Source organism: Pelosinus sp. sgz500959, assembly GCF_042610375.1.
Classification (GTDB): domain Bacteria; phylum Bacillota; class Negativicutes; order DSM-13327; family DSM-13327; genus CTSoil-075.
On the sequence record NZ_JBGJZL010000007.1, the window covers coordinates 140,561 to 164,139 of the forward strand.

A 23,579-nucleotide genomic window follows, 5' to 3' on the forward strand; every position below is an offset into this window, starting at 1 on the left:
TTGCAAAAAAATCTATTGACCTCTTAATTAATTCAGAAAATTATGTGATTGCATCCTAAAAAATAACAAAACAAGAAGGTATAGAAGGAATTGGTGTAGAATATTGAAAAAATAGCTCTACATAAGGGAGGAGATGAGGGTTAGGACAAAGCTCTATTAAGCGAAATAATTGCAATAATTAGACGATATGTTTATCCTTGTAAAAAATGTTGACTTGAATCGCCATAGGATCGAGATGTTCTGTGCTTAATCATGTTGGACGATTTAGGTATATACATAAATCCAGAGGAGGAATTTTAGATGTATACGATGGGTAATGTTACAAGAAACACGATAGCAATGGTTTTGGCAGGGGGCAAAGGAGAGCGACTCAGTCCTGTTACATTAAACAGACCGAAACCTTACGTTCCTTTCGGCGGAAAATATAAAATTATCGATTTCGTATTAAGCAATTTATTTAATTCAGGTCTTAAGAGAGTTTATATCCTAACTCAATATCGAGCTTATTCTTTAAACAAACATATTAAAGAATGTTGGTCTAAATGGACGGGACTCGGCGAGTTTTATGATACGATTTCACCAGAAACAAGTAGCGGCAGTGAAGCGTGGTTTAAAGGCACCGCTGACGCTATATTTCAATTTTTACGATTTATTGAAAATTCAGATGCTGAGTATGTAGCCATTTTCGGTGGAGATCATATTTATAAAATGGATATCAGCCAGATGATCAGTTATCATATTTTAACAAAGGCAGATATTACAATTGCTGCGATTGAGGTATCAGCAAGAGAGGCAAAAGAGTTTGGAATTATTTCTGTCGATAAAGAGTGCAGAGTGACTGAATTTATAGAAAAACCAAAAGAACCAACTCCAATTCCTGGTCGGAAAACTTGTTTTGCATCAATGGGTAATTATATTTTTTCTGTAAAGAAATTAATTGAAGTATTAAAAGAAGGTAAAAAGCTGCATGAAGATCTTGATTTTGGTAAACATGTCATTCCCATGATGCTTAATAACGGTGATCGGGTTTTTGCATATAATTTTATGGATAATTCCATACCAGGTATGAACGCAGAAGAAAAAGGTTATTGGAAGGATGTTGGAACTCTTGATTCTTATTATGAGGCCAATATGGATCTCATCAGAGTCGATCCCCAATTAAATCTTTATAATTATAAATGGCCAATTCTTACGAATCAGAGCAATTCTCCCCCTGCTAAAACTGTCTTTGAGGAAGGTGGTCGATGCGGAAAAAATATCAATTCGTATGTATGCGGTGGATGTATTAATAGCGGGGGTATTGTACGTAGATCGATTATTGGACCACGCAGTAAAGTTCATAGTTATAGCCTTATAGAGGACTCTATTCTATTTGAAAATGTTGAAGTTGGCCGAAGAGCAAAGATTAAAAAAGCCATTATCGATGAAAATGTTATTATTCCTGATGGTGCAGAAATTGGTTATGATCACGAAGCCGATCGACAGAATGGATACACAATTACTGATTCGGGAATTGTTATTGTAACAAATTAGTAAAATTTAGCAGGTAAATGAATACAATAGGTCGAAAATACCCATAACTTACTTTTAAAAGTAGATTATGGGTATTTTTACGTGAAAAATCTCATGTTAGTAAAAAAGCTGATTCACCTTAAAGGAGGTATTTATGCCGGAGATCATTCGTATTTTGGTTATCGACGATGATGAGATTGATCGAAAAAATTTGAAGAGACTTCTTAAAGGTGGAAATTTTACTGTTGAAGTTGTTGAAGCTGAGACTGGAGAAATTGGCCTTGAATTATTAGTGACTAAAATTTTTGATTGTATCTTTATTGACTATATGTTGCCTTATAAGGATGGAATACAAATATTACGTGAGGTTAGAGCGAGAGGTATATGTAATCCGATCATCATGTTGACTGGATATGGTGGCGATATGATCGCCACTGAAATGATGAAAGAAGGCGCAACGGACTATATTCCTAAGAATCTATTAACACGAGAGCTATTAGTAAAAACAATGCAAGCTGCTATGCAAGTGAGTGTGATTGAAGAGGGAAAGAAAAAAGTTCAGGCGAGTGAAGAACGATTTCGACGTGCGATTGCTAGTGCGCCATTTCCTCTTATGATTCATGCTGATGATGGCGAAATTATTCAGATTAGTAAGACATGGACAGAAATAACAGGCTATAGTCATGAAGAAATTCCAACGATCAAAAAATGGGTTGAAAAAGGATATGGAGAAAATTGGAGAAAAGTAGAGAGCAAAATTAAAGCTCTCTATACTATATCCGAAAGAGTCGAAGAGGGGGAGTTTCTTGTTCACACTGCGTATGATACCGTTCGTACATGGACATTCAGCTCTGCGCCGCTTGGTATCCTATCTGATGGACGCCGAGCAGTCATTAGTATGGCAATGGACGTTACTGAGCGCAAACGTCATGAGGAAGCACTACACAGAGCAAAGGAAGAAGCTGAACGAGCCAATGCTGCTAAAAGTCAATTTCTTGCTAATATGAGCCATGAAATTAGGACACCCATGACTGGGATCATAGGAATGACGGATCTGACTTTGATGACGGATTTGTCAGAGGAGCAAAGAGAATATCTGGAAATTGTACAATATTCGACTCAGTCCTTGCTTAGAATTCTAAATGATATACTTGAATATTCCAAGGTAGAAGCTGGTAAAATGAGTTTGGAAAAAATACCATTTCGAGTGACTGAAGTTGTTGACGAAGTGATTTCATTATTTTCAATTGTTGCTAAACAAAAAGGATTAGCCATTCATGTAAGAGTGAGCGAATCCATACCAGAAACTGTACTTGGTGATTCTTTTCGTCTTCGGCAAATTTTATCAAACTTGATTGGTAATGCTGTGAAGTTTACCAATCATGGTTATGTTCATGTAACGATTTCTTTGGAAGAGTTGAGTGAAAGCACTATTAAATTAAACTTTGCAGTACGTGATACGGGAATGGGGATTGCGGAGGATAAAATTGATCGTTTATTTAAAAGTTTTAGTCAAGTGGATGATTCGAGTGCGCGACAATTTGGCGGTACTGGACTTGGTCTTGCAATTTCAAAGAAATTAACTGAATTAATGGGTGGAGAAATAGGAGTTAACAGTACAATTGGAGAGGGGAGCCAATTCTATTTTACAGCCTTATTTGGAAGAACGGACAAAAAGAGTCTAGAGCAAAAGGATGAGTTAGAAAATACATTATTCGATGATCAAGGAAGTAAAAAAGTATTACTTGTGGAAGATGATGACGTAAGTCGCAAGATCGTTGAAATTATTTTGCGAAAAAAAGGTTTAGAAATATGGACTGCTCAAAATGGAAAAGAAGCCATTGAGATTTTTGATCAAGAAATTTTTGATTTAATTATTATGGACATTAATATGCCATATATGGATGGCTATTCAGCTGCTACATTATTGCGAGAGAAAGAGGTAAAAATGAATCGGCGTACAGCTATTATTGCAGTCACAGCATATGCAAGTAAAGATGATCGTGAAAAATGTTTAGCAATCGGCATGGATGACTATGTCTCTAAACCAATTGATATTCAGCAACTGAATATAGTGATCAACAAATGGCTTGGAATACCCAAAGAATAATTCAATAATAAAGGACTAATAACCAGTTAAGGCTATCAGTCCTTTGTCCAATCGGAAAATGCTCATGTTATTACTAAAAATCTTTTATGGAATAAAATAAAATAACTGTACTAAATCGCCACGGACTAAACAATCAAAACCGAAGTCGATATTCTCACCTTCGATACTATAAGTAGCTTTATATTGGAGGCGTCCATTTACGAAGACTTGAAATAGGCAATTAGTAGGATAATCTGCTTTTACAATGCTAATGCGCTCTGTAACGCGAAAGGCTTGTTCAACAATATTCATTTAATAACCCCCTTAGTTAATTCCACAATAAAAACTCAATCATGATACTTTATTCTTCATTTTTGAAAGAATTCCTCTTATAAGATTATTTTATTCTCTGTAAATCTATCATATACAAAAATGTATATGCTTATCAATCTTTGAAATTTTATCAATCATAAAAAAAATACATAAAAAGTATTGACGTATATAAAAAGCTCTGATATAATTAACTCTCGTCAGCAGTAATACAAATCGGGGCGTGGCTCAGCTTGGTAGAGCACCTGGCTTGGGACCAGGGGGTCGCAGGTTCGAATCCTGCCGCTCCGACCAAAATTTATGTTGAAGAGATGCGGGAATAGCTCAGCGGTAGAGCATCGCCTTGCCAAGGCGAGGGTCGGGAGTTCGAATCTCCTTTCCCGCTCCATTTTGTGGCGACATAGCCAAGTGGTAAGGCAGAGGTTTGCAAAACCTTCATCCCCTAGTTCAAATCTGGGTGTCGCCTCCAATTTATTTATGCCGGGGTGGTGGAACTGGCAGACACAAGGGACTTAAAATCCCTCGAAGAGTGATCTTCGTACCGGTTCGATTCCGGTCCTCGGCACCATTGAATGTAAGGCTTCGCAGTGATTGCGAAGCTTTTTTATTTTGTAGCTCATGAAAGTTTGATCACCTTTCAACAAAAAATGTTATCATTCACTTCAACAATAACTGGAAATGCTGCTGATGGCAGTATATGATGATCTTATGTGATTTAATTTTGAAAATATAGGTGTATTATGAATCAGACATATTCTGTGCAAGAAAAATTACGGCAATTGATGATTTTACTCATTCCTATTTTAATGACTCAATGCTCTTTATTTGGGATGACTTTTTTTGATACTATGATGTCAGGTCATGCTAGTTCTAATGATTTAGCTGGGGTTGGAATTGGGGCGAGTATTTGGATGCCTGTATTTACAGGTTTAAACGGTATTTTATTCGCATTAGTTCCGATAGTAGCTCAATTTTTGGGAGCCAAGCGTAAAGCTGATGTACCTTTTGCAGTCATTCAAGGAGTGTACCTAGCTCTTGCTATGTCAGCGGTCGTTATCATCTGTGGTACGGTTGTTGTGACTCCTATTTTAGATGGTATGAACATTAATACTGAGGTCTATCGCGTTGCTCGAGATTTTCTAAAGGGGATCTCTTTTGGCGTTATCCCTTTGTTTTTATCGACGATTTTTCGTTGCTTTATTGACACTCTTGGTTATACAAGGGTGACCATGATCATTACGATGGCTGCCTTGCCCATTAATATTATACTAAATTATCTATTGATATTTGGTAAGTTTGGTTTTCCTCGCTTAGGTGGAGTTGGAGCTGGCTATGCTTCAGCTCTTACTTATTGGTGTATTGCGTTGATTAGTTTTTATGTAATACAACGGATGAAACCTTTTCGTGATTATAATGTATTCAGCCGAGTGTATCCAATTTCTTTGCCTGCATGGAAGGAACAACTTAAAATTGGGATACCCATTGGTTTTGCGATTTTTTGTGAAACAAGTATTTTTGCAGTTGTTACTTTGCTCATGAGTCAATTTAATACAGTCACTGTAGCTGCTTACCAAATCGCTATTAATTTTGCTTCATTGCTCTACATGATACCATTGAGTATTTCCATGTCATTGACGATTGCCATCGGTTTTGAAGTCGGTGCAAAACGGTTTAAGGATGCTAGGCAGTATAGTTATGTTGGAATTGGTGTTGCGTTGATAATGGCTATCTTATGTGCAATTGGATTATCTATTTTTAGTGAACAGGTTGCGGGGATCTATACAGAAGACTTAGATGTTTTGAAGTTAACACAACAATTTTTGATTTATGCCATATTTTTTCAGTTATCAGATGCCATTGCTGCACCGATACAAGGTTCATTACGTGGCTACAAGGATGTAAGAGTTACATTTATCATGGCTTTAATTTCTTACTGGGTCGTAGGGTTGCCTCTAGGATATATTTTGGCTGGCTATGGTCAGTTTGGTGCTGTTGGCTATTGGATTGGTTTGATTTTGGGATTAGCTTTTGGTGCGATTTCCTTATCGGTTAGGCTGATTGCTGTACAACGAAAAAATAAGTAAGAAAAACCCCGGCCTGAGTGAATGCTAACACTCGTCGGGGTTTTTACGTTAGAAAGAATAGTGACTTATAGAGTTTCACTAATGATAGCAGACCAATTTTTCCCTTTGTAGGCATTGTAGCCTCTCGTATGAGCATAACCATAAATTTTTCCATTGCCACGTTGATCGACTTCTAACGTATAACCATAGGTTTCGCCTTTCATACAACGTTTGGCTGCTTCTAGATTTTTTAGGTTATCAACTAAGATGCCTTTGCGACTGCGACAGGCAATCACATAACCGTCTTTATTGACAAGAAAAATATCTCCATTTTGGCCAATGCGCGCCGAATCTAAAATATCGTAGATAAAATCCCAATTAAAGCGGGATGAAAAGTAACCAAGAATTTGTCCGTTTTCACTGCGGATTGGACAAGAATAGGCGACAGTATGACGATTTTCAATGGCTGAAAAGTATAAATCTGTAACGGAAATTGTATTGTTTGCTTTTACTTCTTTAAACCAGTCGCGGTCAGCTAAATTTTTACCAATCAGTTCTTGATGTACCCCAGCTGCTACGATTGTTCCTTCCGTATCAAGGACATAAAGATCAAAATACACTTCGTATATAGCGACAAGGGTTCTGAGCAGTTCATTGGCTTCTTGAATGTTGCCTGGATTTGTAGAAGTAAAACAGTTTTTTACCTTATCAAAACTGGCCCAGGCCTGGGCATCACAATTGCGTTCAAACAGATTACGATCCACTTTGTCGATGGTGTCATAGGCCATATCCGCTGTGCGGGCAGCCATGACTTCATTTGCTTTATTTTGAATGTTCTCAATAATTTTTGCACTTTCTTTTGTAGAGTCAAAACTACGTGTTGCCAGTTTTTTGATTTCATCAGCGACAACACTGAAACCTCGACCGGCTTCACCAGCTCTCGCCGCCTCAATTGCTGAGTTTAGCGAGAGGAGATTTGTTTGTTTGGCAATTTCTTGAATGGCAGTAACGACTTGGCGCATCTCGTGATTGGCAGCTTTGAGTTCGCTGAGTAAAATAGAAGCATCAATAATAGTTGTATTGTTATTCGACATTTTTACCACCTTAGTTAGGTAGAAGCCTATGTGAGAATGCATCGACTTCGTTACCATAGATTCCTTAAATATTATAGTAATAGGTTGAGATTGTTGTCAATGTATTTGTCAAGAGGACTAATTTATTCCACTTATAGGGGGCAATTTCTGCAATCTGTCGATTGTTTGTGGTAAAATATCTGTAAGATAAAAAATAGGTATTGTAAAGATTTATTTTGATTGTGAGGTAGATGTATGGCGGGAAGTAGTATTCAGGTTTTTGAATATTTATTAGCGTTGAAAAATATAACCGTTCCTATTGTCAGGGAATTTGAAGATTATAAGGATGTATACTGGTGGCAAAAGGAATTACCAGTTGATGAGGGGTGTTTGCTCAGCCCAGATACAAAGTCATCAGAAGCATGGCTAGAAGTCTATAGGCAAGGTTCTTCACCTATAACAGAAGAACTTTCTTCAATGCCGATTCAAGGATTATATGGGGATTTATTTGCTCTTTATCAACGCTTGCAGCGCGAAGGAGACAGTATTGAACTCGTTTGGGGCCATGGGCTATTAGTCTGGAATTTAAATGGAACGCAGGTTTGCCGCCCTGTATTTACGACAAGGCTTGAACTGTTATTTGATTCTAAAAAAGGCCTTTTTACTCTAAGTCCTACAAGTAGTGGAACGACCTTCGAACTTGATATGTTAAATAATAATGAATTACCTGATCCAGCACATATCCTAGGAATGGAACGTTTTATTCAAGATGCAGGAATAAACCCGTGGGATGAAGTGAGTATAAAGCCTTTTTTAAAAGAATTAATCGAAAGTTTATCACCAGAAGGCAAAGTCATTGATGAACTTATGTCAGGTCGTGATGTATCAGCAATGCCTTATCCTACTATTTATAATGCCCCAATCATCTTTGTACGTAGTATGTCTGGACGACAATGGCATACTGAACTGCAGGCCGTGATTGAAGCGATACGCAATGAACATTATGTTCCTGAGTCTATAGAGGCTTTGGTCTCTATGGATTTATCCAGTCATTGGGGGCCGCGGCAGGAACAGGAACGGTTAGAGTGGCAAGGGATCAGTGATGATATTTTATTTCCTCTTCCTGCCAATGAAGAACAAAAAGATATCTTATGTAAATTAAGTAAAAATATTGGCGTGGTTGTGCAAGGCCCGCCGGGAACAGGTAAAAGCCATACTATTGTCAATCTCATTGCTCATCTTTTGGCTCACGGTAAGCGAGTGCTGATTACGAGCCAAACTGAGCGAGCTTTGCGGGTTTTGGGTGAAATGATTCGAACGAAGCTACCTGATATTGCACCTCTTTGTGTCAGTGTAATGGGGGGAGATGCTCGATCAGTACAAGAGCTTGAATTGTCAGTGACAAAAATATCAGAGGGCTTAGATCAAGTGAATGTTGACACCATTGCCATTGAAATTGCCAGGTTGCGTCAGGATTTGAGTGAATGCAAAGAAAAAATTGCTAAGTTTAAATCTGAATTAGGCCGCGCAAGCCAAGCGGAAAATCTTAAGGTTCATTTCGCAGAGCAAGATTTATCTCCTTTAGAATTAGCAGAATGGTTGGCGACAAATCAGCTAGAGTATGGATGGTTTCCTGATGAATTAGATGAATCCATGGAATTGCCATTATCTGATGGTGAGATGATTAAATTATATAAATTATTACAAGAACTTAACAAAGAAGATATCAATCAAGTGATGCAGAAACGTCCGGAATTAGAAAATCTTCCAAGTGTAGAAGAGATCCTTAGTTTAAAAAATCGACTGAGTGAGCTAGAGAATGAATTATCCATTCACAAGGAAAACATTAAAGGCTGGGCTTTTTCAAACAAAGCAAATAGTAAAGCTCCAGAAGCTCTTCAGATTATTGAGAATGCTGTAGAAGCTTTAACCTTATTTTCAAATGAGTGGCTCATTCGATTATTAGATGATATTGTATATGGTGAAAATCGGACTCACTATTGGCAGAGGCTCATTATTGATTGTAAAGCCAAAATTCGTGGCATTCGTGATCTTGAACATCGGTTGGCGGAAGTTTCTTTTAAACTTCCTACCCATTTTGATTTGCGCCAAGTGAGGGTTGATGCCGAACTTCTTAGAGCTGAATTACTGGGAAATCAAAAGCCTAGTTTTATGTTTAAAATGTTTAATGGTAAGAAGACTCTCTATCTATTAGAAGAAGTAATGATGAATGGTTCTACCCTTCGTACAGCAGATGACTTAAGTTTATTACTGCATTATATTACCATGATCGAAGCGCAGACACGCCTTGTGTTAAAATGGAATCATAGTATTTCGATTGTAAATGGACCATTATTAGAAGCAACTGATCCTAGTATGACTCAGACGATCGAAAAAAATATTGAATTCATTCACAGTGCTTTCAATTGGAAGGCAGAACATTTAACATTGCTAGTCCAAGTCGCTGAAGATAGTCACCCTTGTGGGGGCAAAGAATGGACAAAATTATCTTGGCTTCAAAGTTTTGCGCAAGGGATAATTTCCCGTGCTCAATTAGTAGAATATAATGTGCTGCATCAAGAGTTTGAAAAGTTCTCCATTGTACTTAAAAATGGGCTAGGATTAGAAAACCCACATTCTTCATGGGGGAAGCTCTATGATGCTTATCGCTTAGGTGACGGCGACATGTGGCAGGAAATTTTATTAGAATTACGCAAACTTCAGGCTTTGGAACATAAAGTATATGAAATGTTAGAGTTTAGAAATGCATTGAATGAATATGCACCTCGTTTTGTGGCGCAAATTGAAAGTGCAGTGTTGGCGCCAACCCATAGCCAGCCACCAACGACCTGGCGAGGAGCTTGGGAGTGGAAAAGAGCAGATGTTTGGCTTCGAAAACATTTTATAAAAGTGCGCTTAGAACAATTGTATGAAGGATTAAATAAGGCGCGAAATCAAGAAGCAAGATTAATACAAACAATTGTCTCGAAATCGACTTGGCTAGAGCAAAATCAACGAACAACAGAAGTACAAAGAAGAAGCCTGCGTTCTTGGGCACAAACAATTCGGAAGATTGGTAAGGGAACAGGAAAGTATGCTGCCAAGCATCAAGCTGATGCGAAAAAAGAAATGGCAGTTTGCCGTGGAGCTGTACCAGTCTGGATCATGCCTCTTAACCGCGTGATTGAAAATTTTAAACCCTCAGAAGAAGCTTTTGATGTTGTTATTGTGGATGAGAGTAGTCAAAGTGATCTATTTGCCCTCAGTGCCTTGTTTAGAGGAAAACGTGCGATTGTGGTAGGGGATGATCGGCAGATTAGCCCAGAAGCTGTAGGGAAAGATCAAGGTGAAGTCAACGAGTTAATCGATCGCTATCTTTTAGATGTTCCTCAACGGGAACGATTTACCTTACAAGATAGTTTATATGATACGGCACTGCGGATATTCCCTGGGCAGCAAATTATGCTCAAAGAACATTTCCGCTCAGTTCCGGAAATTATTCAATTTAGTAATGAAGAATTCTACGGAGGAATCATTGAGCCACTGCGAGTTCCGACTTCTGACCGTTTAATGCCACCGATTGCTACTGTGCGTGTGGATGGGTATCGAGATGAAGGGTCTGTTGCAGTCAATCAACCAGAAGCTCTTGCATTAGTAACAAAAATTATTGAACTTTGCAGTAAAGATGAATATGGGAATAAAACCATGGGGGTTATTTCCTTACAAGGAAAAGATCAAGCCTACATCATTGAACAGCAACTTCGCGAAAAACTTGGAGAGAGTGAAATGTTTGATCGCAAAATAATTTGTGGTGATGCCTATTCTTTTCAAGGCGATGAACGAGATGTCATTTTTATTTCTATGGTCGCTGCGCCGAATGTACGCAGTGGGGTATTGAATAAAAGTACAGATGAACAACGGTTTAATGTTGCTGCCAGTAGGGCGCGGGAACAACTATGGCTTTTCCACTCTGTGGATGTAGACGACTTACATCCTACTTGTATGAGATATCGCTTACTGAAATATTGTCAGAAACCGCAAAAAAATCAATGGAAGTTAAGAACGGCCATAGAAAGTTTCGAGAAATATGGCTCTAGCCAATTTCATCAAGATGTATATCAGATGATTATTGAGCGAGGATATCAAGCAATTCCGGAATTTAAGGTCGGTACTCATCCTTATCGCATTGGGATTGTGGTAGAGGGGACCAATACGCGACTAGCAGTGGAGTGTGATGGTGATGCTTGGCATGGTCTTGAACGGTGGGAAGAAGAATTAGATCGACAGAGAGTGCTGGAACGAGTGGGTTGGAAGTTTTGGCGAATCAGAGGAAGTTATTTCTATCGTGAACGAGAAAAAGCATTAGAGCCTCTATGGGCTACTCTTGCTGCAATGGGCATTGAACCGCAAACAAAACAATAAGAAAGATGAAAGTCCTGTGCAAAATAGTACAGGGCTTTTAGCTTTCTTCAAAAAGAATACAATAAACATTGACTGAAAAAAAAGAAAATTTAAAAAAATAATTGACAAAATATGTAGTGTTTTGTATATTAAGGGTAAGTTAGGACTAACCATACCAGGAGGTGCTTATGCATAACGATATTTTAAAGAGAAAGGAAAAAATCATTATTACAGCCATCGATTTGTTTAACGAGGCTGGAATTAATGGTCTGACGACCAAAGAAATTGCTAGGCGTCAGAATATAACGGAACCTGCTATCTACAAGCAATTTGATAGTAAAAAAGATATCTTGATGGCCATTTTAGAGAGATGTGCTAGTTTTGATGAGTTAATTAAAAATACAATCATAGATAACAAAATGGTAGGGAAAGAGGGGATATTGTACTTTTCTAGAGTCTATGGAGAGTATTATCAAAACTACCCTCAAATAACCACAGCCATGTTTTCTTTTGATATGTTTAGATATGATGTTGATTTGCTAGAAAAAATGAATCATATTGTAAATGAAAGGTTAAAAGTAATATTTGACCTTGTTACAAATGGATCTGAAAATCAGGAATTTTCCACAGGTATAGATAAGCAAGCTTTAGCTGATACACTCTTTGGCGTCATCTGGTCGACTACATTTATCTGGCAAATGGGTGGGTGTATTTTTAATTTGAAAGATAGAATTATAAAAGCTGTGGAAATGATTTTGGACTGCTAGTTTTTTTGTTAAATGATAGTAAAACTTAGAATTTTTCTTAAAAGAAGGTGTCCGTGCAAATGAAAAGTGTACTCATTGTTGATGATACGATGTTTATGAGATTAAGTCTAAAAACCATGTTGGTGAAAAATGGATTTAACGTAGTTGGTGAAGCTGAGAATGGTGCCATCGCTGTGGAAAAATATCAACAGCTCAATCCTGATATTGTAACAATGGACATTACCATGCCTGAAGTTGATGGCGTTGAAGCTTTGAAAAGGATCAGAGCCATTGATGGGCAGGCTAAAGTGGTCATGGTCAGTGCCATGGGGCAAGAGGCGATGATTAGAAATGCTGTAATGGCAGGAGCTAAAAACTTTATTGTTAAACCTTTCACAGAAGAGACTGTGATGAAAGTACTGAGTAAATTATAAATTGATTGATCTGTTCAGACTGTAAAATTCGGAAGATGATGCTAGGAAAGGGGGATGATTATGTCGGATGATGGAATGAGCAGAGAACCTATGCTGGAAATGTATCTTTTTGAAGGAAATCAGCTTGTAGAACAACTAGAAGAAATCATTATCAAATGTGAGAAAGATAAAAAGTTTGAAATGGGCGCCATCAACGAAATCTTCAGGATCATGCATACAGTTAAAGGTTCATCAGCGATGATGATGTTTAATCAAATTGGGTCAGTCGCCCATTCAATGGAAGATCTATTTTTCTTTATTAGAGCAAATCAGAATGTTGAAATTGATTTTGGAGGATTATCCGATCTAGTATTATCAGGGATTGATTTTATAAAAGCTGAAATGAATAAAATCGAACAAGGAAATGCAGCAGATGGTATAGGGGATGGCCTGATTGAAGAGATTAATGCACTGCTCACACAAATGAAAAACTCCTATGAAGATCAAAACATGATTCCTGCTGTTGTTTCCAATTCGCCACCAGAGGGGCCTAATACCAAATATTATATTAGCTCTTACCAAAAGCCTCCTGAAGAGAAAGAAAAAAATACTAAATATTGTGTGAAAGTTTTTTTTGAAGAAGATTGTCAAATGGAGAATATCAGGGCCTATATGGTTGTTAATAATCTGCAAGACATTGTAACTGAAATGTATTATATTCCTTCTGATGTGATTGATAATGGAGAGAGTGCTGACATTATCCGAGAAAATGGTTTCTTGATTTGCTTTAATACAATCGTTTCTCACGCAGAAGTAGAAAGCACTCTCAATCAAACAGCTTTTTTGCGCAAAATGGAAATCAGTCAAGTTGATCAATATCCTGATGAAATCAAAGTTTTACATCGTAAAATTGATATTTTATTAGAGGATATACCAGAAGTTGATCAACCAATTCAAACTGAAAATATAGAAATTGTAAGAGATGGAGATTCTGGAACTATAAATAATCGGCAACAGAATATTATTAGTGTATCCGTCTCCAAATTGGATATGCTCATGGATATTGTAGGTGAGATTGTTATTTCGGAAGCCATGGTCACTAAAAATCCAGATTTAGCAGGACTGAGCCTAGAAGGGTTTAGTAAAGCCGCGAGGCAGCTACGCAAGCTGACTGATGAACTACAAGACATTGTCATGTCGATCCGCATGGTGCCAGTATCCATGGTTTTTCAAAAAATGAATCGAATTGTGCGAGATATGAGTAAAAGACTTGGCAAAGAGGCAGATCTAGAAATTATCGGTGAGACGACAGAAGTAGATAAAAATATCATTGATCATCTTTCTGATCCGCTGATGCATCTCATTCGAAATGCCATGGATCATGGATTGGAAAGCAAGGAAGAAAGGCTAAGGTCTGGCAAGCCTTCGAAAGGTAAAATAACCTTAGAAGCTAAAAATGCGGGTGGCGATGTTTTAATTATCGTTCGGGATGATGGTAAGGGGCTTAACAGGGATAAAATTTTAAACAAAGCTAAAGAACGAGGATTGGTTAATAAACCAGATCATGAACTGACAGATAAAGAAGTTTTCTCTTATATCCTTCTTGCTGGTTTCTCAACAAATGAACAAGTGACAGAATTTTCTGGACGCGGTGTAGGTATGGATGTTGTCAGCAAGAATATTGAAAAGATAGGTGGCAGTATTACCATTGAGAGCACATTTGGAAAGGGGACAGAGATATTTGTGAAAATACCCCTGACCTTAGCCATTATTGATGGAATTGAGGTTGGTGTTGGAAAATCACGGTATACTATACCGACGATTTCCATTCGCGAATCATTTAGAATCGATGAAAATGATGTGACTAGCGATGGGGATGGTAATGAGATGATTATGATCAGGGGACAGTGTTATCCTGTTCTGAGAATTCATCGCATGTTTAATATTAAAAATCCTGTCACTCGGATTAGTGAGGGAATTATGGTGATGATTGAGAGTGATTCAAAAGTGGCATGTCTCTTTGTCGATCGATTAGTTGGTGAGCAGCAAGTTGTTGTAAAGGCATTACCGCGATATTTGAAAAAGGTACAAGGTATTGCAGGTTGCACTATACTAGGTGATGGTGGAATCAGCCTTATTCTTGATATAAATGGTATTTTAGAAAGGCAATTATCATAAAGGAAAGGACGGTGGCTGAGAATGGCGGAAGTGCTGAGTGATTATATTGAAACTGCTGAAGATACACAACGCGGTAAATTTCTTACTTTTTCCATAGGCAAAGAATTTTATGGTTTTGAAATTAAGTATGTGACAGAAATCATTGGTATCCAAGAAATTACTGAAGTTCCTGAATTGCCTAATTATGTGAAAGGAATTATTAATTTAAGAGGTAAAATTATTCCCGTCATGGATGTGCGCCTAAGATTTAAAAAAGAATCTAGAGAATACAATGACCGAACGTGTATTGTCGTCATTGATATTCGAGATATTTCCATTGGACTGATTGTGGATCATGTTGCCGAGGTATTAGTAATCGCCCCAGAAAATATTGTACCACCGCCAGCGATTAAAACTGGTTTTCATAATCGTTATATCAAAGGTATTGGCAAGGTAGGAGCTGAAGTTAAGTTACTGCTCGATTGCGATAAACTGCTCAATGATGAAGAATTGGAAGTACTAAATGGAACTGCCGGGTTGTAAATTGTAAAAAAATGTATTACTGCTCCGAAATGAAAAAGGGGGAAGAAAAATATGCAATGGTTTAATAATATGAAAATCATGCCTAAACTTTTAACTGGATTTATGTTGGTGGCCTTATTGACTGGTTTAGTAGGTTATATCGGTGTACGAAGCATTAATACGATTAATGATAATGATACCTTATTGTATGAAAAAATGACGGTTCCCATTGCGACACTTCAGGATATGACAGATAATTTTCAAAGACTGCGTAATAACCTATTGGAATTAACGGTGGTCGAAACGGCAGAAGAACGTACGATGCTGATGAAGACTATTGCCGATCGTCGAATTGATTTAGCAAAAGATTCTGAAGAATTTTCTAAAACCATTGTTCTTCAAGAGGTCAGAAATCAATATTTAAAATATCAAGAATCTCGTAAACAGTATAACCAGATGTCAGACCAAGTCGTTAACATGGTCAATGCAGGAAATATTACTGGCGCCAGAGCATTATTGAAGGGCGAGGGAGAGCGAGTTAGAAAAATCTATCAAGAAGATTTAGACGTTTTGGTTAAATTAAAATTAGATAATGCTAAGAGAACTTCTACAAACAATGATGCTCAGGCAAATTCAGCAATTCATACCATGCTTATCTTAATTGCTGTCTCCATGGTGGTGGCCATAGGTTTGGGGTGGTTTATTGCTCGTAAGATTAGTCATCCTGTAGCGAATTTAGTAGAAGTCGCTGGGAGATTGGCTGTAGGTGATGTTGATGTAAGTATAGAATCTACGAATAAAGATGAAATTGGTAGATTGTCTGAGGCTTTTAGCTTGATGGCTGCTAACATTCGTAACTCCGCTCAAGCGGCACAACGTGTTGCAGCAGGGGATTTGACCGTTGCAGTTACGATTCAATCAGATAAAGATGTCTTAGGGCGAAGTTTGCAAAATTGTATCGATGTCATAAGAGGATTATTAAAAGAAACAGGAGAACTCGTTCAGGCCACTAAAAATGGGCAACTAGATCGTCGAGGCAATGGGGCAGACTTTGCTGGTGGTTGGGGCCAGTTAGTTGAGGGAATCAATCAATTAATCAATGCCTTTGTTGGACCGATCAATGTGACAGCTCAGTATGTAGAACGGATTTCTAAAGGTGATATCCCACCCAAAATTACTGCCAATTATAATGGTGACTTTAATGAAATCAAAAAAAATCTGAACAATTGTATTGATAATATTAGTATGTTAGTCACTGATACCAATCTTTTGGTTCAGGCCGCTATAGATGGCAAGCTGAGCACTCGGGCTGATGCTAGTAAACATGATGGAGATTATCGTAAAATTGTAGAAGGGGTCAATAAAACGTTGGATGCGGTCATCGAACCAGTCAAAGAGGCGGCTGCAGTATTAGAGGAAATGGCCAATGGTAATCTGCAGCTACGCGTCAGAGGCGATTATAAAGGTGATCATGCTGATATTAAGAATGCGATGAATGATACTCTTGAAGCCCTATCTGCCTATGTAAGTGAAATCACTGAAGTTCTTAGTGAAATGGCAAATTCTAATCTTGATGTAGCAATCAATAATGACTATAAAGGTGATTTTACCCAGATGAAGGATGCTCTAAATTTGATTATTCAATCCTTCAATAATGTATTTGGTGATATTAATAATGCTTCTGATCAAGTTGCTTCTGGTTCGCGCCAAGTCTCTGATGGCAGCCAAGCTCTGTCTCAAGGGGCGACAGAACAGGCCAGTGCGATAGAAGAATTGACTGTATCCATTAGTCAGGTAGCAAGCCAAACAAAAGAAAATGCCATCAATGCAAATAAAGCTAATGAATTGGCAGTCAGGGCTAAAGAAAATGCTGAGCAAGGTAATCAACAAATGAACAAGATGCTGAGGTCCATGGAAGAAATCAACGAATCATCTTCGAAAATATCGAAAATTATTAAAGTGATTGATGAAATTGCTTTCCAAACTAATATTTTAGCCCTGAATGCAGCTGTAGAAGCAGCCCGGGCAGGACAACATGGTAAAGGGTTTGCTGTTGTGGCAGAAGAAGTTAGAAACCTCGCTGCACGAAGTGCTAATGCAGCGAAAGAAACGACAGCTCTGATTGAAGGTTCGGTCAAGAATGTGGTCGATGGAACACAAACGGCCAATGGAACAGCTAAAGCCTTAGAAGAAATTGTGAGCGGCGTAACGATTGCGGCGAGTCTTGTTGGCGATATTGCAGAAGCTTCCAATGAACAGGCAACTGCCATTGCTCAAATCAATAAAGGTATTGAACAAGTCGCTCAAGTTGTACAAACAAATTCGGCAACAGCTGAACAAAGCGCGGCAGCAAGTGAAGAACTTTCAGGACAAGCTGATATGCTCAAAGAGATGATTAGTAAATTTAACTTGCAAAAGGATTCAGCATCTTATGCACGGTATGAAACCAGTGAATATCCTGGTGATAGTAAAAAAACAAAACCAGTGAAAAACCTAGGTTTCGGACGTGCTGAAGTTGCTGCGACAAAAAGTAAACCTAGAATTGCCCTGAGTGACAAGGAGTTCGGTAAGTATTAATAACAGGGAAAATAAGCATAAGGCTATGGAAGGTTGCCTAGCCTTATGCCTATTTTATAGGTGGTAACATGATAGAAATAAGTGATCATGACTTTAAAAAATTAATTACATACATTCAAAAAAATTACGGTATTAATTTGTCTCAAAAAAAGAATCTAATTGAAGGTAGATTAAGTAATTTATTGATTGAAAAAGGTTTTGATAATTTTTCTGAATACTTAGAGTATGTTTTTACCGATACCACTAATTTGGAAATTACAAGTCTTGTGAACAAACTTACAACGAATCATACTTTCTTTATGCGTGAAACTGCTCATTTTACTTATTTTGAAAAACAAGTCTTACCATATCTGAAAATAAAGAATAAAGAAAAAGATCTAAGAATATGGAGTGCGGGCTGTTCGACGGGGGAAGAACCCTATACACTGGCAATGATTATTGCAGAGTATTTTGGCAAAGAAAAGATGTTTTGGGACACTAAATTATTGGCGACTGATATATCTGTGAATGCACTAGGAATAGCGGAAGAAGGGGTTTATCTATTCGACACATTGAATACCTTGCCTAAAAGCTGGAAGTTAAAGTATTTTCGACAAGTAAACAAAGACAATTATCAAGTGTTAGATGAAATTAAAAGAGAAGTTATCTTTAGGGTGTTTAATTTAATGGACGAATGCTTTCCCTTTAAACAGAAATTTCACGTAATCTTTTGTAGAAATGTGATGATCTATTTTGATCATGCCACAAAGATGCGACTTATAAACAAATTTTATGAAATAACTGAACCAGGAGGTTACCTATTTATTGGACATTCTGAGTCGATTGGCAGGGATGAGACACGTTATAGTTATGTTATGCCTGCAGTGTATCGCAAAGGGTAGGGGGAGTAGATATGGGGAAAAGGATAAAGGTATTAGTGATTGATGACTCCTTACTATTTCGAGAAACGGTAGCAAGGGGACTTGCCAATGATCGTGGAATTGAAGTAGTTGGAACGGCTAACGATGTTTTTATTGCACGAGATAAAATATTAGATTTAGAACCGGATGTTTTAACTCTTGATGTGGAGATGCCACGCATGAATGGTATTGAGTTTTTAAAAAGACTTATGCCACAATATCCGCTACCTGTTGTCATGGTCAGCTCAATCAGTCATCATGTTTTTGATGCTTTAGACGCTGGTGCTGTTGATTTTGTAACTAAACCAGATATGAAAGGACAGCGAAGTTTAGATTCCTTTATTAATGAATTAATTATCAAAATAAAAATTGCATCCATGGCTAAAGTTGGTCATTTGAAGAAAGACTATGTAGCTGAGCAACTGACGGGGAATATTGATTCTAGAAATACGAATATGGTGATTGCAATTGGTGCATCAACAGGCGGTACTGAGGCGATCTATGAAGTGATCCATGCTTTGCCGCGGGATATGCCTGGAATTGTTGTCGTTCAACATATGCCACCGGTCTTTACTGCAATGTATGCTCAAAGGCTTAATAATTCATGCCGTATGGAGGTTAAGGAAGCGCAAAGTGGTGATATCATTACACCAGGAAAAGTGTTGATTGCTCCTGGTGGAGATTACCACATGCGAATCAATCGCAAGGGGAATTCCTATATTGTAGAATGCATCAAAGGTGAAAAAACAAATGGACATTGTCCATCTGTCGATGTACTATTTAATTCTGTTGCTGAAAAAGCTGGTGCAAATGCCATTGGTGTCATTTTAACAGGTATGGGCTACGATGGTGCGAAAGGGTTATTAAAGATGAGAAAAGCTGGGGCAATGACCATTGGACAGGATGAACAATCTAGCGTCGTGTATGGTATGCCGAAGGTTGCTTATGATATTGGGGCTGTCGGTAAGCAAGTAACATTGAAAAATATTCCTCAGTTATTGCACTCCGTTATCTCAGGTAAAGCTAGAGAGTCGTCATAGACCACTAGATGAATGCTGCCAATCAATAATGGCTATAAATAGTTAATGGTGATGGGGGACTGTATAAATGAATAATATTGATGTAGTGACATTTAGTGCCCCTACTCAAGGGGGGGATAATGAAAAAATAATAAAACAAGTCGATTACTTAGCGACACTACCTGTATTTAAAGACGTATTTGATGCAACGAATAGTATCATTTTAATCATAAATTCTTGTCTGCAAGTTGTATTTGCGAATAAGGCATTTTTAAATATGATCAATGTGAAGAGTATTTCAGATATTTGTGGAAAAAGTGCAGGAGAAATGATCAAATGCATTCGTGCTTTCAATGGAATAAATCATTGTGATATGTTAGGAGGATGTCGATTCTGTGATGTAGTGGAGAAGGTATTGAAAAGAATGGAGAAAAAAGAGGAGAAAATAAGTGAATTTACTGATGCGAATCGATTACATAGTTATGAAAAAAATGTAAATTTATCCGTTCACGTAGAACCTCTACAAATTCAAGAAGACAATTTTTATGTAGTCACATTTACTGATAAAAGTGATTGGACTCGGAAAAGAATGTTAGAACGAATTTTTTTTCATGATATTATTAATACGGCAGGTGCCTTAAAAGGTATTATGGGGCTTTTGAAAGAGGATGTACCTGACAAGATAAAACCAGAATTAGAATTTGTTGAAGAGTCCTTTCTCTATTTAATTGAAGAAATACAAACTCAAAAATATATGATGGATGCCGAAGATAATCAACTGATATTAGAGATTACTAACATGGAGACGACTGACATTCTCAAATCTGTCTGTAAATTATATGAGGGTCATGATCTTGCTGCCAAGAAAACCATTACATTAGATCATCAGTATATAAAAAGAAATCTTTACACAGATCATAGGATTTTACGGCGGATACTCGGTAACATGATCAAAAATGCCCTTGAAGCAACTGAGCAAGGAGGCATCATTACTCTTGGTTGTGGTATGGAGGATGATGATGATGAGTGGATAACCTTTTGGGTGCATAATGATCAATATATGGATGCCCAGATTCAAAGTTTGATTTTCCATCGTTCATTCTCAAAGAAAGGCGATGGGCGGGGACTCGGTACCTACAGTATCAAACTATTCGGAGAACGATTTTTAAAGGGAAACGTTAGCTTTTTGTCAAGTGAAGAGGAGGGGACTTGGTTCTATATAAAATTGCCGCTTCATTTACAAGTTGATGAAAGAAGATGATGAAAGGTTGGATGAATTTTGAGAATTTTGATTGCAGAAGATGATTTAGTAAGTCGTATTTTTATGAGGAAATTTCTTTCTCGCTATGGAGAGTGTGATGTAGCTGTCAATGGATTAGAGGCGATTGATGCTTTTTTAGGAGCATTAAAAGAAGAACGACCATATCATCTCATTTGTATGGATGTGATGATGCCTAAATTTGATGGACTTAAAGCGTTAAAGACGATCCGTGACATTGAAAAACAAAAGGGCATTGAAGAGAGTAAAGGCGTAAAAATTATCATGACAACAGCATTGAATGATAAGGATACCATTACCAATGCCTATGATTCAGGATGCGAAGCCTATGCTTGGAAACCAATTGAAATTGATAAATTTGTTATTGTAATGCGTAAATTAGGGCTGATTGAATGAATCATAAAAAAATATCCTCCAGCAATTCACGCAGGAGGATATTTTTTTTATGATTTGATAATCAGTTATGAACTAAAGTCTTTTTGTAAAATATGAGGAAGGAAATGACAGTAATTTGTCGAATATTATTCAATTAATGTAGAATCAAGCTAAGCAAGCTGAAATACTTTACATTAAAGGAATTAATATTGATATGCAGATACAAGATATTCAGTATTTTTTACATAGTACTAATATAATTTTAGGAGGTGGATAGTATGTATTACTTTTCGTCATTGGCGGAATTTGCCACCTTACGAGAAACGATTAAAGAAGAATTAGCACGTGCATCGGAAAAGGATGCCTTGCATATTTTTGTTGCGATTAATGAAGGTGTTAATAATGCAATTTTTCATGGCAACAAAGAAGATCGTAGTAAGAAAGTACATTTAATGATTGAAGAATTACCTTATGAAATTAAAATTATCATCCGTGATGAAGGCAAGGGGTTTGCGAATCAAGGAAAACGTGAGCAAGTTGAGTGGTCAGCAGAGAGTGGCCGAGGTTTTGAGATCATACAACACTGTGTAGATTCTTATCATTTAAATGAACTGGGAAATGAGTTAACGCTGATTAAAAAGTTTGCTGATGCTTAGTCATTTCAAAGGGTGGCTCTATGTAGATTGATTGGATGGAAAGGGGATTATTATGAAAATTGATACAGTAAATGAAAATGGGAAAATTATGGTGAATCTATCAGGCAGTATGTATGTGGAAGAGGCAGCAGTTCTTCGTGAAAAATTAATTGTTTTGATGGAATCAGGGCATAAACAATTTGTCATTAAACTCAATCATGTTGAATATATTGACAGTTCGGGATTGGGTGTACTTGTCGCCATACAAAAAAGAGCATTGCAAATACAAGGGAGCGTAACACTTGTCGGTGCCAGTGGTCTTGTCAAGGAGCTATTTGAATTAACAAGATTGAATAAAGTATTTACAATGCAATAATTTTTCGAAGATAAGGAGCTAAATAAATGAGTTGTGCGGAGCCTTCTATTTCGGAACGGGTTTTTTTGGGCGATACCTGTCATTATTGCCAACGATTTGATCTTTTAAATATGATGAACGATGCATTGGTGTTGATTGATTCCCAAAATGGCAATATTATTTTTATGAATGAAAATGCATTAGAAATGTATCAGTATACAATTGAAGAAGTAACTAAACTATCAATTGAAGATATTAGTCATGATTCAGCTAACTCAACTCGCGAAAACTTGAAGATCGCTAAGCGATACACCAAGGGATATATTTTTGCGAGTAACCACATTAAGAAAGATGGTTCGATTTTTCAAGTGGAAGTGAGTACTCGTTATATGGCTTTTCACGGAGCGAATATTTTTGCATCAGTTGTGAGAAATCTAACTCCCCAGTTGAAGATGCGAAGTGAAGTTGAACTTGCGGGTAAGGTACAACGGCGGTTATTGCCTCGTGATTTTAAAGATGATTTATTTCAGATACATTCTATTTATCAACCTTATAGTTACGTGAGCGGCGATTTATACGATTTTATCTTCGAAAAAGATAAAAAGGTACTACATGGTATTTTAATTGATGTAATGGGGCATGGTATGGCGGCAACGGCTCAGACGAGTGTTCTAAAATATCTTTTTATGCAATCGAAAGAAAAAAAAATTCCTCTACATGCTAGGCTTGGATGGATCAATCGAGAAGTAATGACTTTTTTTGAAGGTGGTGGTTTTGCTGCTGCATTTCTCTTCGAATTTGATTTTGTATCCAAGACATTGACTTACTCTGCTGGTGGAATCAATTATTTTATTGTAATAAAAGAAAACGGACCAGAAATTATAAAAGTTCCTGGACTCTTTTTGGGAATTAATGAACAAGAGGTCTTTGATCAAAATACCTTAAACTTTAAATCCGGTGAAAGTTTCTTATTCTTAACAGATGGGTTATTTGAATTACTACCCAAATTCATGAGCAGTGAACTTGATTTTGAAGGTATGCAAAAACTTTGTAAGAATCTTGCTAGGAATGGAGAACATCGGGATGATGCTTCTTTAGTGGGAATTAATATTCACTAAATGAAATAATATGAAA

18 protein-coding genes and 4 tRNA genes are annotated in these 23,579 nt (G+C 37.3%); 20 read left to right on the forward strand and 2 right to left on the reverse strand.

The features are described 5' to 3' along the window. The first annotated feature begins 300 nt into the window (after positions 1–300). A complete protein-coding gene (gene glgC / locus ACAN52_RS12725) occupies positions 301–1,533 on the forward strand; it encodes a glucose-1-phosphate adenylyltransferase (RefSeq protein ID WP_378955253.1) in 1,233 nt (410 codons plus the stop codon). 133 nt (positions 1,534–1,666) lie between these two features. Beyond that, complete coding sequence (locus ACAN52_RS12730; RefSeq protein ID WP_378955255.1) at positions 1,667–3,622, forward strand: response regulator; 1,956 nt, start codon at positions 1,667–1,669, stop codon at positions 3,620–3,622. Positions 3,623–3,706: 84 nt separating this feature from the next. Here ACAN52_RS12730 and ACAN52_RS12735 read toward each other — a convergent pair whose 3' ends face one another. Further along, positions 3,707–3,913 (reverse strand): hypothetical protein, encoded by a 207-nt coding sequence (locus tag ACAN52_RS12735; RefSeq protein WP_378955256.1) that lies wholly within the window; start codon positions 3,911–3,913, stop codon positions 3,707–3,709. Between the two features lie 235 nt (positions 3,914–4,148). Here ACAN52_RS12735 and ACAN52_RS12740 point away from each other — a divergent pair. The 5 genes from ACAN52_RS12740 to ACAN52_RS12760 all read left to right on the forward strand — a co-directional run bounded on the left by ACAN52_RS12740 (position 4,149) and on the right by ACAN52_RS12760 (position 6,015). Further along, a tRNA-Pro gene (locus ACAN52_RS12740) sits at positions 4,149–4,225 on the forward strand. A gap of 19 nt (positions 4,226–4,244) precedes the next feature. Further along, a tRNA-Gly gene (locus ACAN52_RS12745) sits at positions 4,245–4,319 on the forward strand. Positions 4,320–4,325: 6 nt separating this feature from the next. Continuing rightward, positions 4,326–4,400 (forward strand) — tRNA-Cys (locus tag ACAN52_RS12750). A 10-nt stretch (positions 4,401–4,410) separates the two neighbouring features. Continuing rightward, positions 4,411–4,499: transfer RNA gene (locus ACAN52_RS12755), tRNA-Leu, on the forward strand. 172 nt (positions 4,500–4,671) lie between these two features. Continuing rightward, on the forward strand, positions 4,672–6,015 hold the full coding sequence (locus ACAN52_RS12760; protein ID WP_378955257.1) for an MATE family efflux transporter: 1,344 nt from the start codon (positions 4,672–4,674) through the stop codon (positions 6,013–6,015). 65 nt (positions 6,016–6,080) lie between these two features. On the opposite strand, the gene ACAN52_RS12765 is transcribed toward ACAN52_RS12760, so the two are convergent. Beyond that, the gene (locus ACAN52_RS12765) at positions 6,081–7,088 is read right to left on the reverse strand and encodes a methyl-accepting chemotaxis protein (RefSeq protein WP_378955258.1); all 1,008 of its coding nucleotides are present in this window, start codon (positions 7,086–7,088) and stop codon (positions 6,081–6,083) included. Positions 7,089–7,322: 234 nt separating this feature from the next. On the opposite strand from ACAN52_RS12765, the gene ACAN52_RS12770 reads away from it, so the two are divergent. The 13 genes from ACAN52_RS12770 (at position 7,323) to ACAN52_RS12830 (ending at position 23,563) form a co-directional block, all read left to right on the forward strand. Then, on the forward strand, positions 7,323–11,489 hold the full coding sequence (locus ACAN52_RS12770) for an AAA domain-containing protein (RefSeq protein WP_378955259.1): 4,167 nt from the start codon (positions 7,323–7,325) through the stop codon (positions 11,487–11,489). A 167-nt stretch (positions 11,490–11,656) separates the two neighbouring features. Further along, a complete protein-coding gene (locus tag ACAN52_RS12775) occupies positions 11,657–12,235 on the forward strand; it encodes a TetR/AcrR family transcriptional regulator (protein WP_378955260.1) in 579 nt (192 codons plus the stop codon). Between the two features lie 59 nt (positions 12,236–12,294). Further along, entirely contained in the window at positions 12,295–12,648 is a 354-nt protein-coding gene (locus tag ACAN52_RS12780; RefSeq protein WP_378955262.1) for a response regulator, read from the forward strand. Between the two features lie 60 nt (positions 12,649–12,708). Beyond that, positions 12,709–14,805: a chemotaxis protein CheW gene (locus ACAN52_RS12785; protein WP_378955263.1), complete on the forward strand. Its 2,097-nt coding sequence runs from the start codon at positions 12,709–12,711 to the stop codon at positions 14,803–14,805. Positions 14,806–14,826: 21 nt separating this feature from the next. Next, positions 14,827–15,327: a chemotaxis protein CheW gene (locus ACAN52_RS12790; RefSeq protein ID WP_378955264.1), complete on the forward strand. Its 501-nt coding sequence runs from the start codon at positions 14,827–14,829 to the stop codon at positions 15,325–15,327. A gap of 51 nt (positions 15,328–15,378) precedes the next feature. Then, positions 15,379–17,883: a methyl-accepting chemotaxis protein gene (locus tag ACAN52_RS12795; protein WP_378955265.1), complete on the forward strand. Its 2,505-nt coding sequence runs from the start codon at positions 15,379–15,381 to the stop codon at positions 17,881–17,883. A gap of 68 nt (positions 17,884–17,951) precedes the next feature. Continuing rightward, positions 17,952–18,764 (forward strand): CheR family methyltransferase, encoded by an 813-nt coding sequence (locus tag ACAN52_RS12800; protein ID WP_378955266.1) that lies wholly within the window; start codon positions 17,952–17,954, stop codon positions 18,762–18,764. Between the two features lie 11 nt (positions 18,765–18,775). Then, positions 18,776–19,822, forward strand: a complete 1,047-nt coding sequence (locus ACAN52_RS12805) for a chemotaxis response regulator protein-glutamate methylesterase (RefSeq protein ID WP_378955267.1) — start codon at positions 18,776–18,778, stop codon at positions 19,820–19,822. A 67-nt stretch (positions 19,823–19,889) separates the two neighbouring features. After that, on the forward strand, positions 19,890–21,062 hold the full coding sequence (locus tag ACAN52_RS12810) for a sensor histidine kinase (RefSeq protein ID WP_378955268.1): 1,173 nt from the start codon (positions 19,890–19,892) through the stop codon (positions 21,060–21,062). An 18-nt stretch (positions 21,063–21,080) separates the two neighbouring features. Continuing rightward, positions 21,081–21,476 (forward strand): response regulator, encoded by a 396-nt coding sequence (locus tag ACAN52_RS12815; RefSeq protein ID WP_378955269.1) that lies wholly within the window; start codon positions 21,081–21,083, stop codon positions 21,474–21,476. 257 nt (positions 21,477–21,733) lie between these two features. Further along, positions 21,734–22,111 carry an ATP-binding protein gene (locus ACAN52_RS12820; protein ID WP_378955270.1) on the forward strand — a complete coding sequence of 126 codons (378 nt, stop codon included), beginning with the start codon at positions 21,734–21,736 and terminating at the stop codon, positions 22,109–22,111. A 52-nt stretch (positions 22,112–22,163) separates the two neighbouring features. Beyond that, positions 22,164–22,466: an STAS domain-containing protein gene (locus ACAN52_RS12825; protein WP_378955271.1), complete on the forward strand. Its 303-nt coding sequence runs from the start codon at positions 22,164–22,166 to the stop codon at positions 22,464–22,466. Between the two features lie 26 nt (positions 22,467–22,492). Further along, positions 22,493–23,563: a SpoIIE family protein phosphatase gene (locus tag ACAN52_RS12830; protein ID WP_378955272.1), complete on the forward strand. Its 1,071-nt coding sequence runs from the start codon at positions 22,493–22,495 to the stop codon at positions 23,561–23,563. Positions 23,564–23,579 lie beyond the last annotated feature (16 nt).

Coding starts and splice junctions, on each gene's coding strand:
- ACAN52_RS12810 (WP_378955268.1), top strand. CDS start 19,890: ATGAATAATATTGATGTAGTGACATTTAGTGCCCCTACTCAAGGGGGG.
- ACAN52_RS12795 (WP_378955265.1), top strand. CDS start 15,379: ATGCAATGGTTTAATAATATGAAAATCATGCCTAAACTTTTAACTGGA.
- ACAN52_RS12830 (WP_378955272.1), top strand. CDS start 22,493: ATGAGTTGTGCGGAGCCTTCTATTTCGGAACGGGTTTTTTTGGGCGAT.
- ACAN52_RS12790 (WP_378955264.1), top strand. CDS start 14,827: ATGGCGGAAGTGCTGAGTGATTATATTGAAACTGCTGAAGATACACAA.
- ACAN52_RS12760 (WP_378955257.1), top strand. CDS start 4,672: ATGAATCAGACATATTCTGTGCAAGAAAAATTACGGCAATTGATGATT.
- ACAN52_RS12785 (WP_378955263.1), top strand. CDS start 12,709: ATGTCGGATGATGGAATGAGCAGAGAACCTATGCTGGAAATGTATCTT.
- ACAN52_RS12770 (WP_378955259.1), top strand. CDS start 7,323: ATGGCGGGAAGTAGTATTCAGGTTTTTGAATATTTATTAGCGTTGAAA.
- ACAN52_RS12735 (WP_378955256.1), bottom strand. CDS start 3,913: ATGAATATTGTTGAACAAGCCTTTCGCGTTACAGAGCGCATTAGCATT.
- ACAN52_RS12800 (WP_378955266.1), top strand. CDS start 17,952: ATGATAGAAATAAGTGATCATGACTTTAAAAAATTAATTACATACATT.
- ACAN52_RS12805 (WP_378955267.1), top strand. CDS start 18,776: ATGGGGAAAAGGATAAAGGTATTAGTGATTGATGACTCCTTACTATTT.
- ACAN52_RS12780 (WP_378955262.1), top strand. CDS start 12,295: ATGAAAAGTGTACTCATTGTTGATGATACGATGTTTATGAGATTAAGT.
- ACAN52_RS12775 (WP_378955260.1), top strand. CDS start 11,657: ATGCATAACGATATTTTAAAGAGAAAGGAAAAAATCATTATTACAGCC.
- ACAN52_RS12820 (WP_378955270.1), top strand. CDS start 21,734: ATGTATTACTTTTCGTCATTGGCGGAATTTGCCACCTTACGAGAAACG.
- ACAN52_RS12730 (WP_378955255.1), top strand. CDS start 1,667: ATGCCGGAGATCATTCGTATTTTGGTTATCGACGATGATGAGATTGAT.
- ACAN52_RS12765 (WP_378955258.1), bottom strand. CDS start 7,088: ATGTCGAATAACAATACAACTATTATTGATGCTTCTATTTTACTCAGC.
- ACAN52_RS12825 (WP_378955271.1), top strand. CDS start 22,164: ATGAAAATTGATACAGTAAATGAAAATGGGAAAATTATGGTGAATCTA.
- glgC (WP_378955253.1), top strand. CDS start 301: ATGTATACGATGGGTAATGTTACAAGAAACACGATAGCAATGGTTTTG.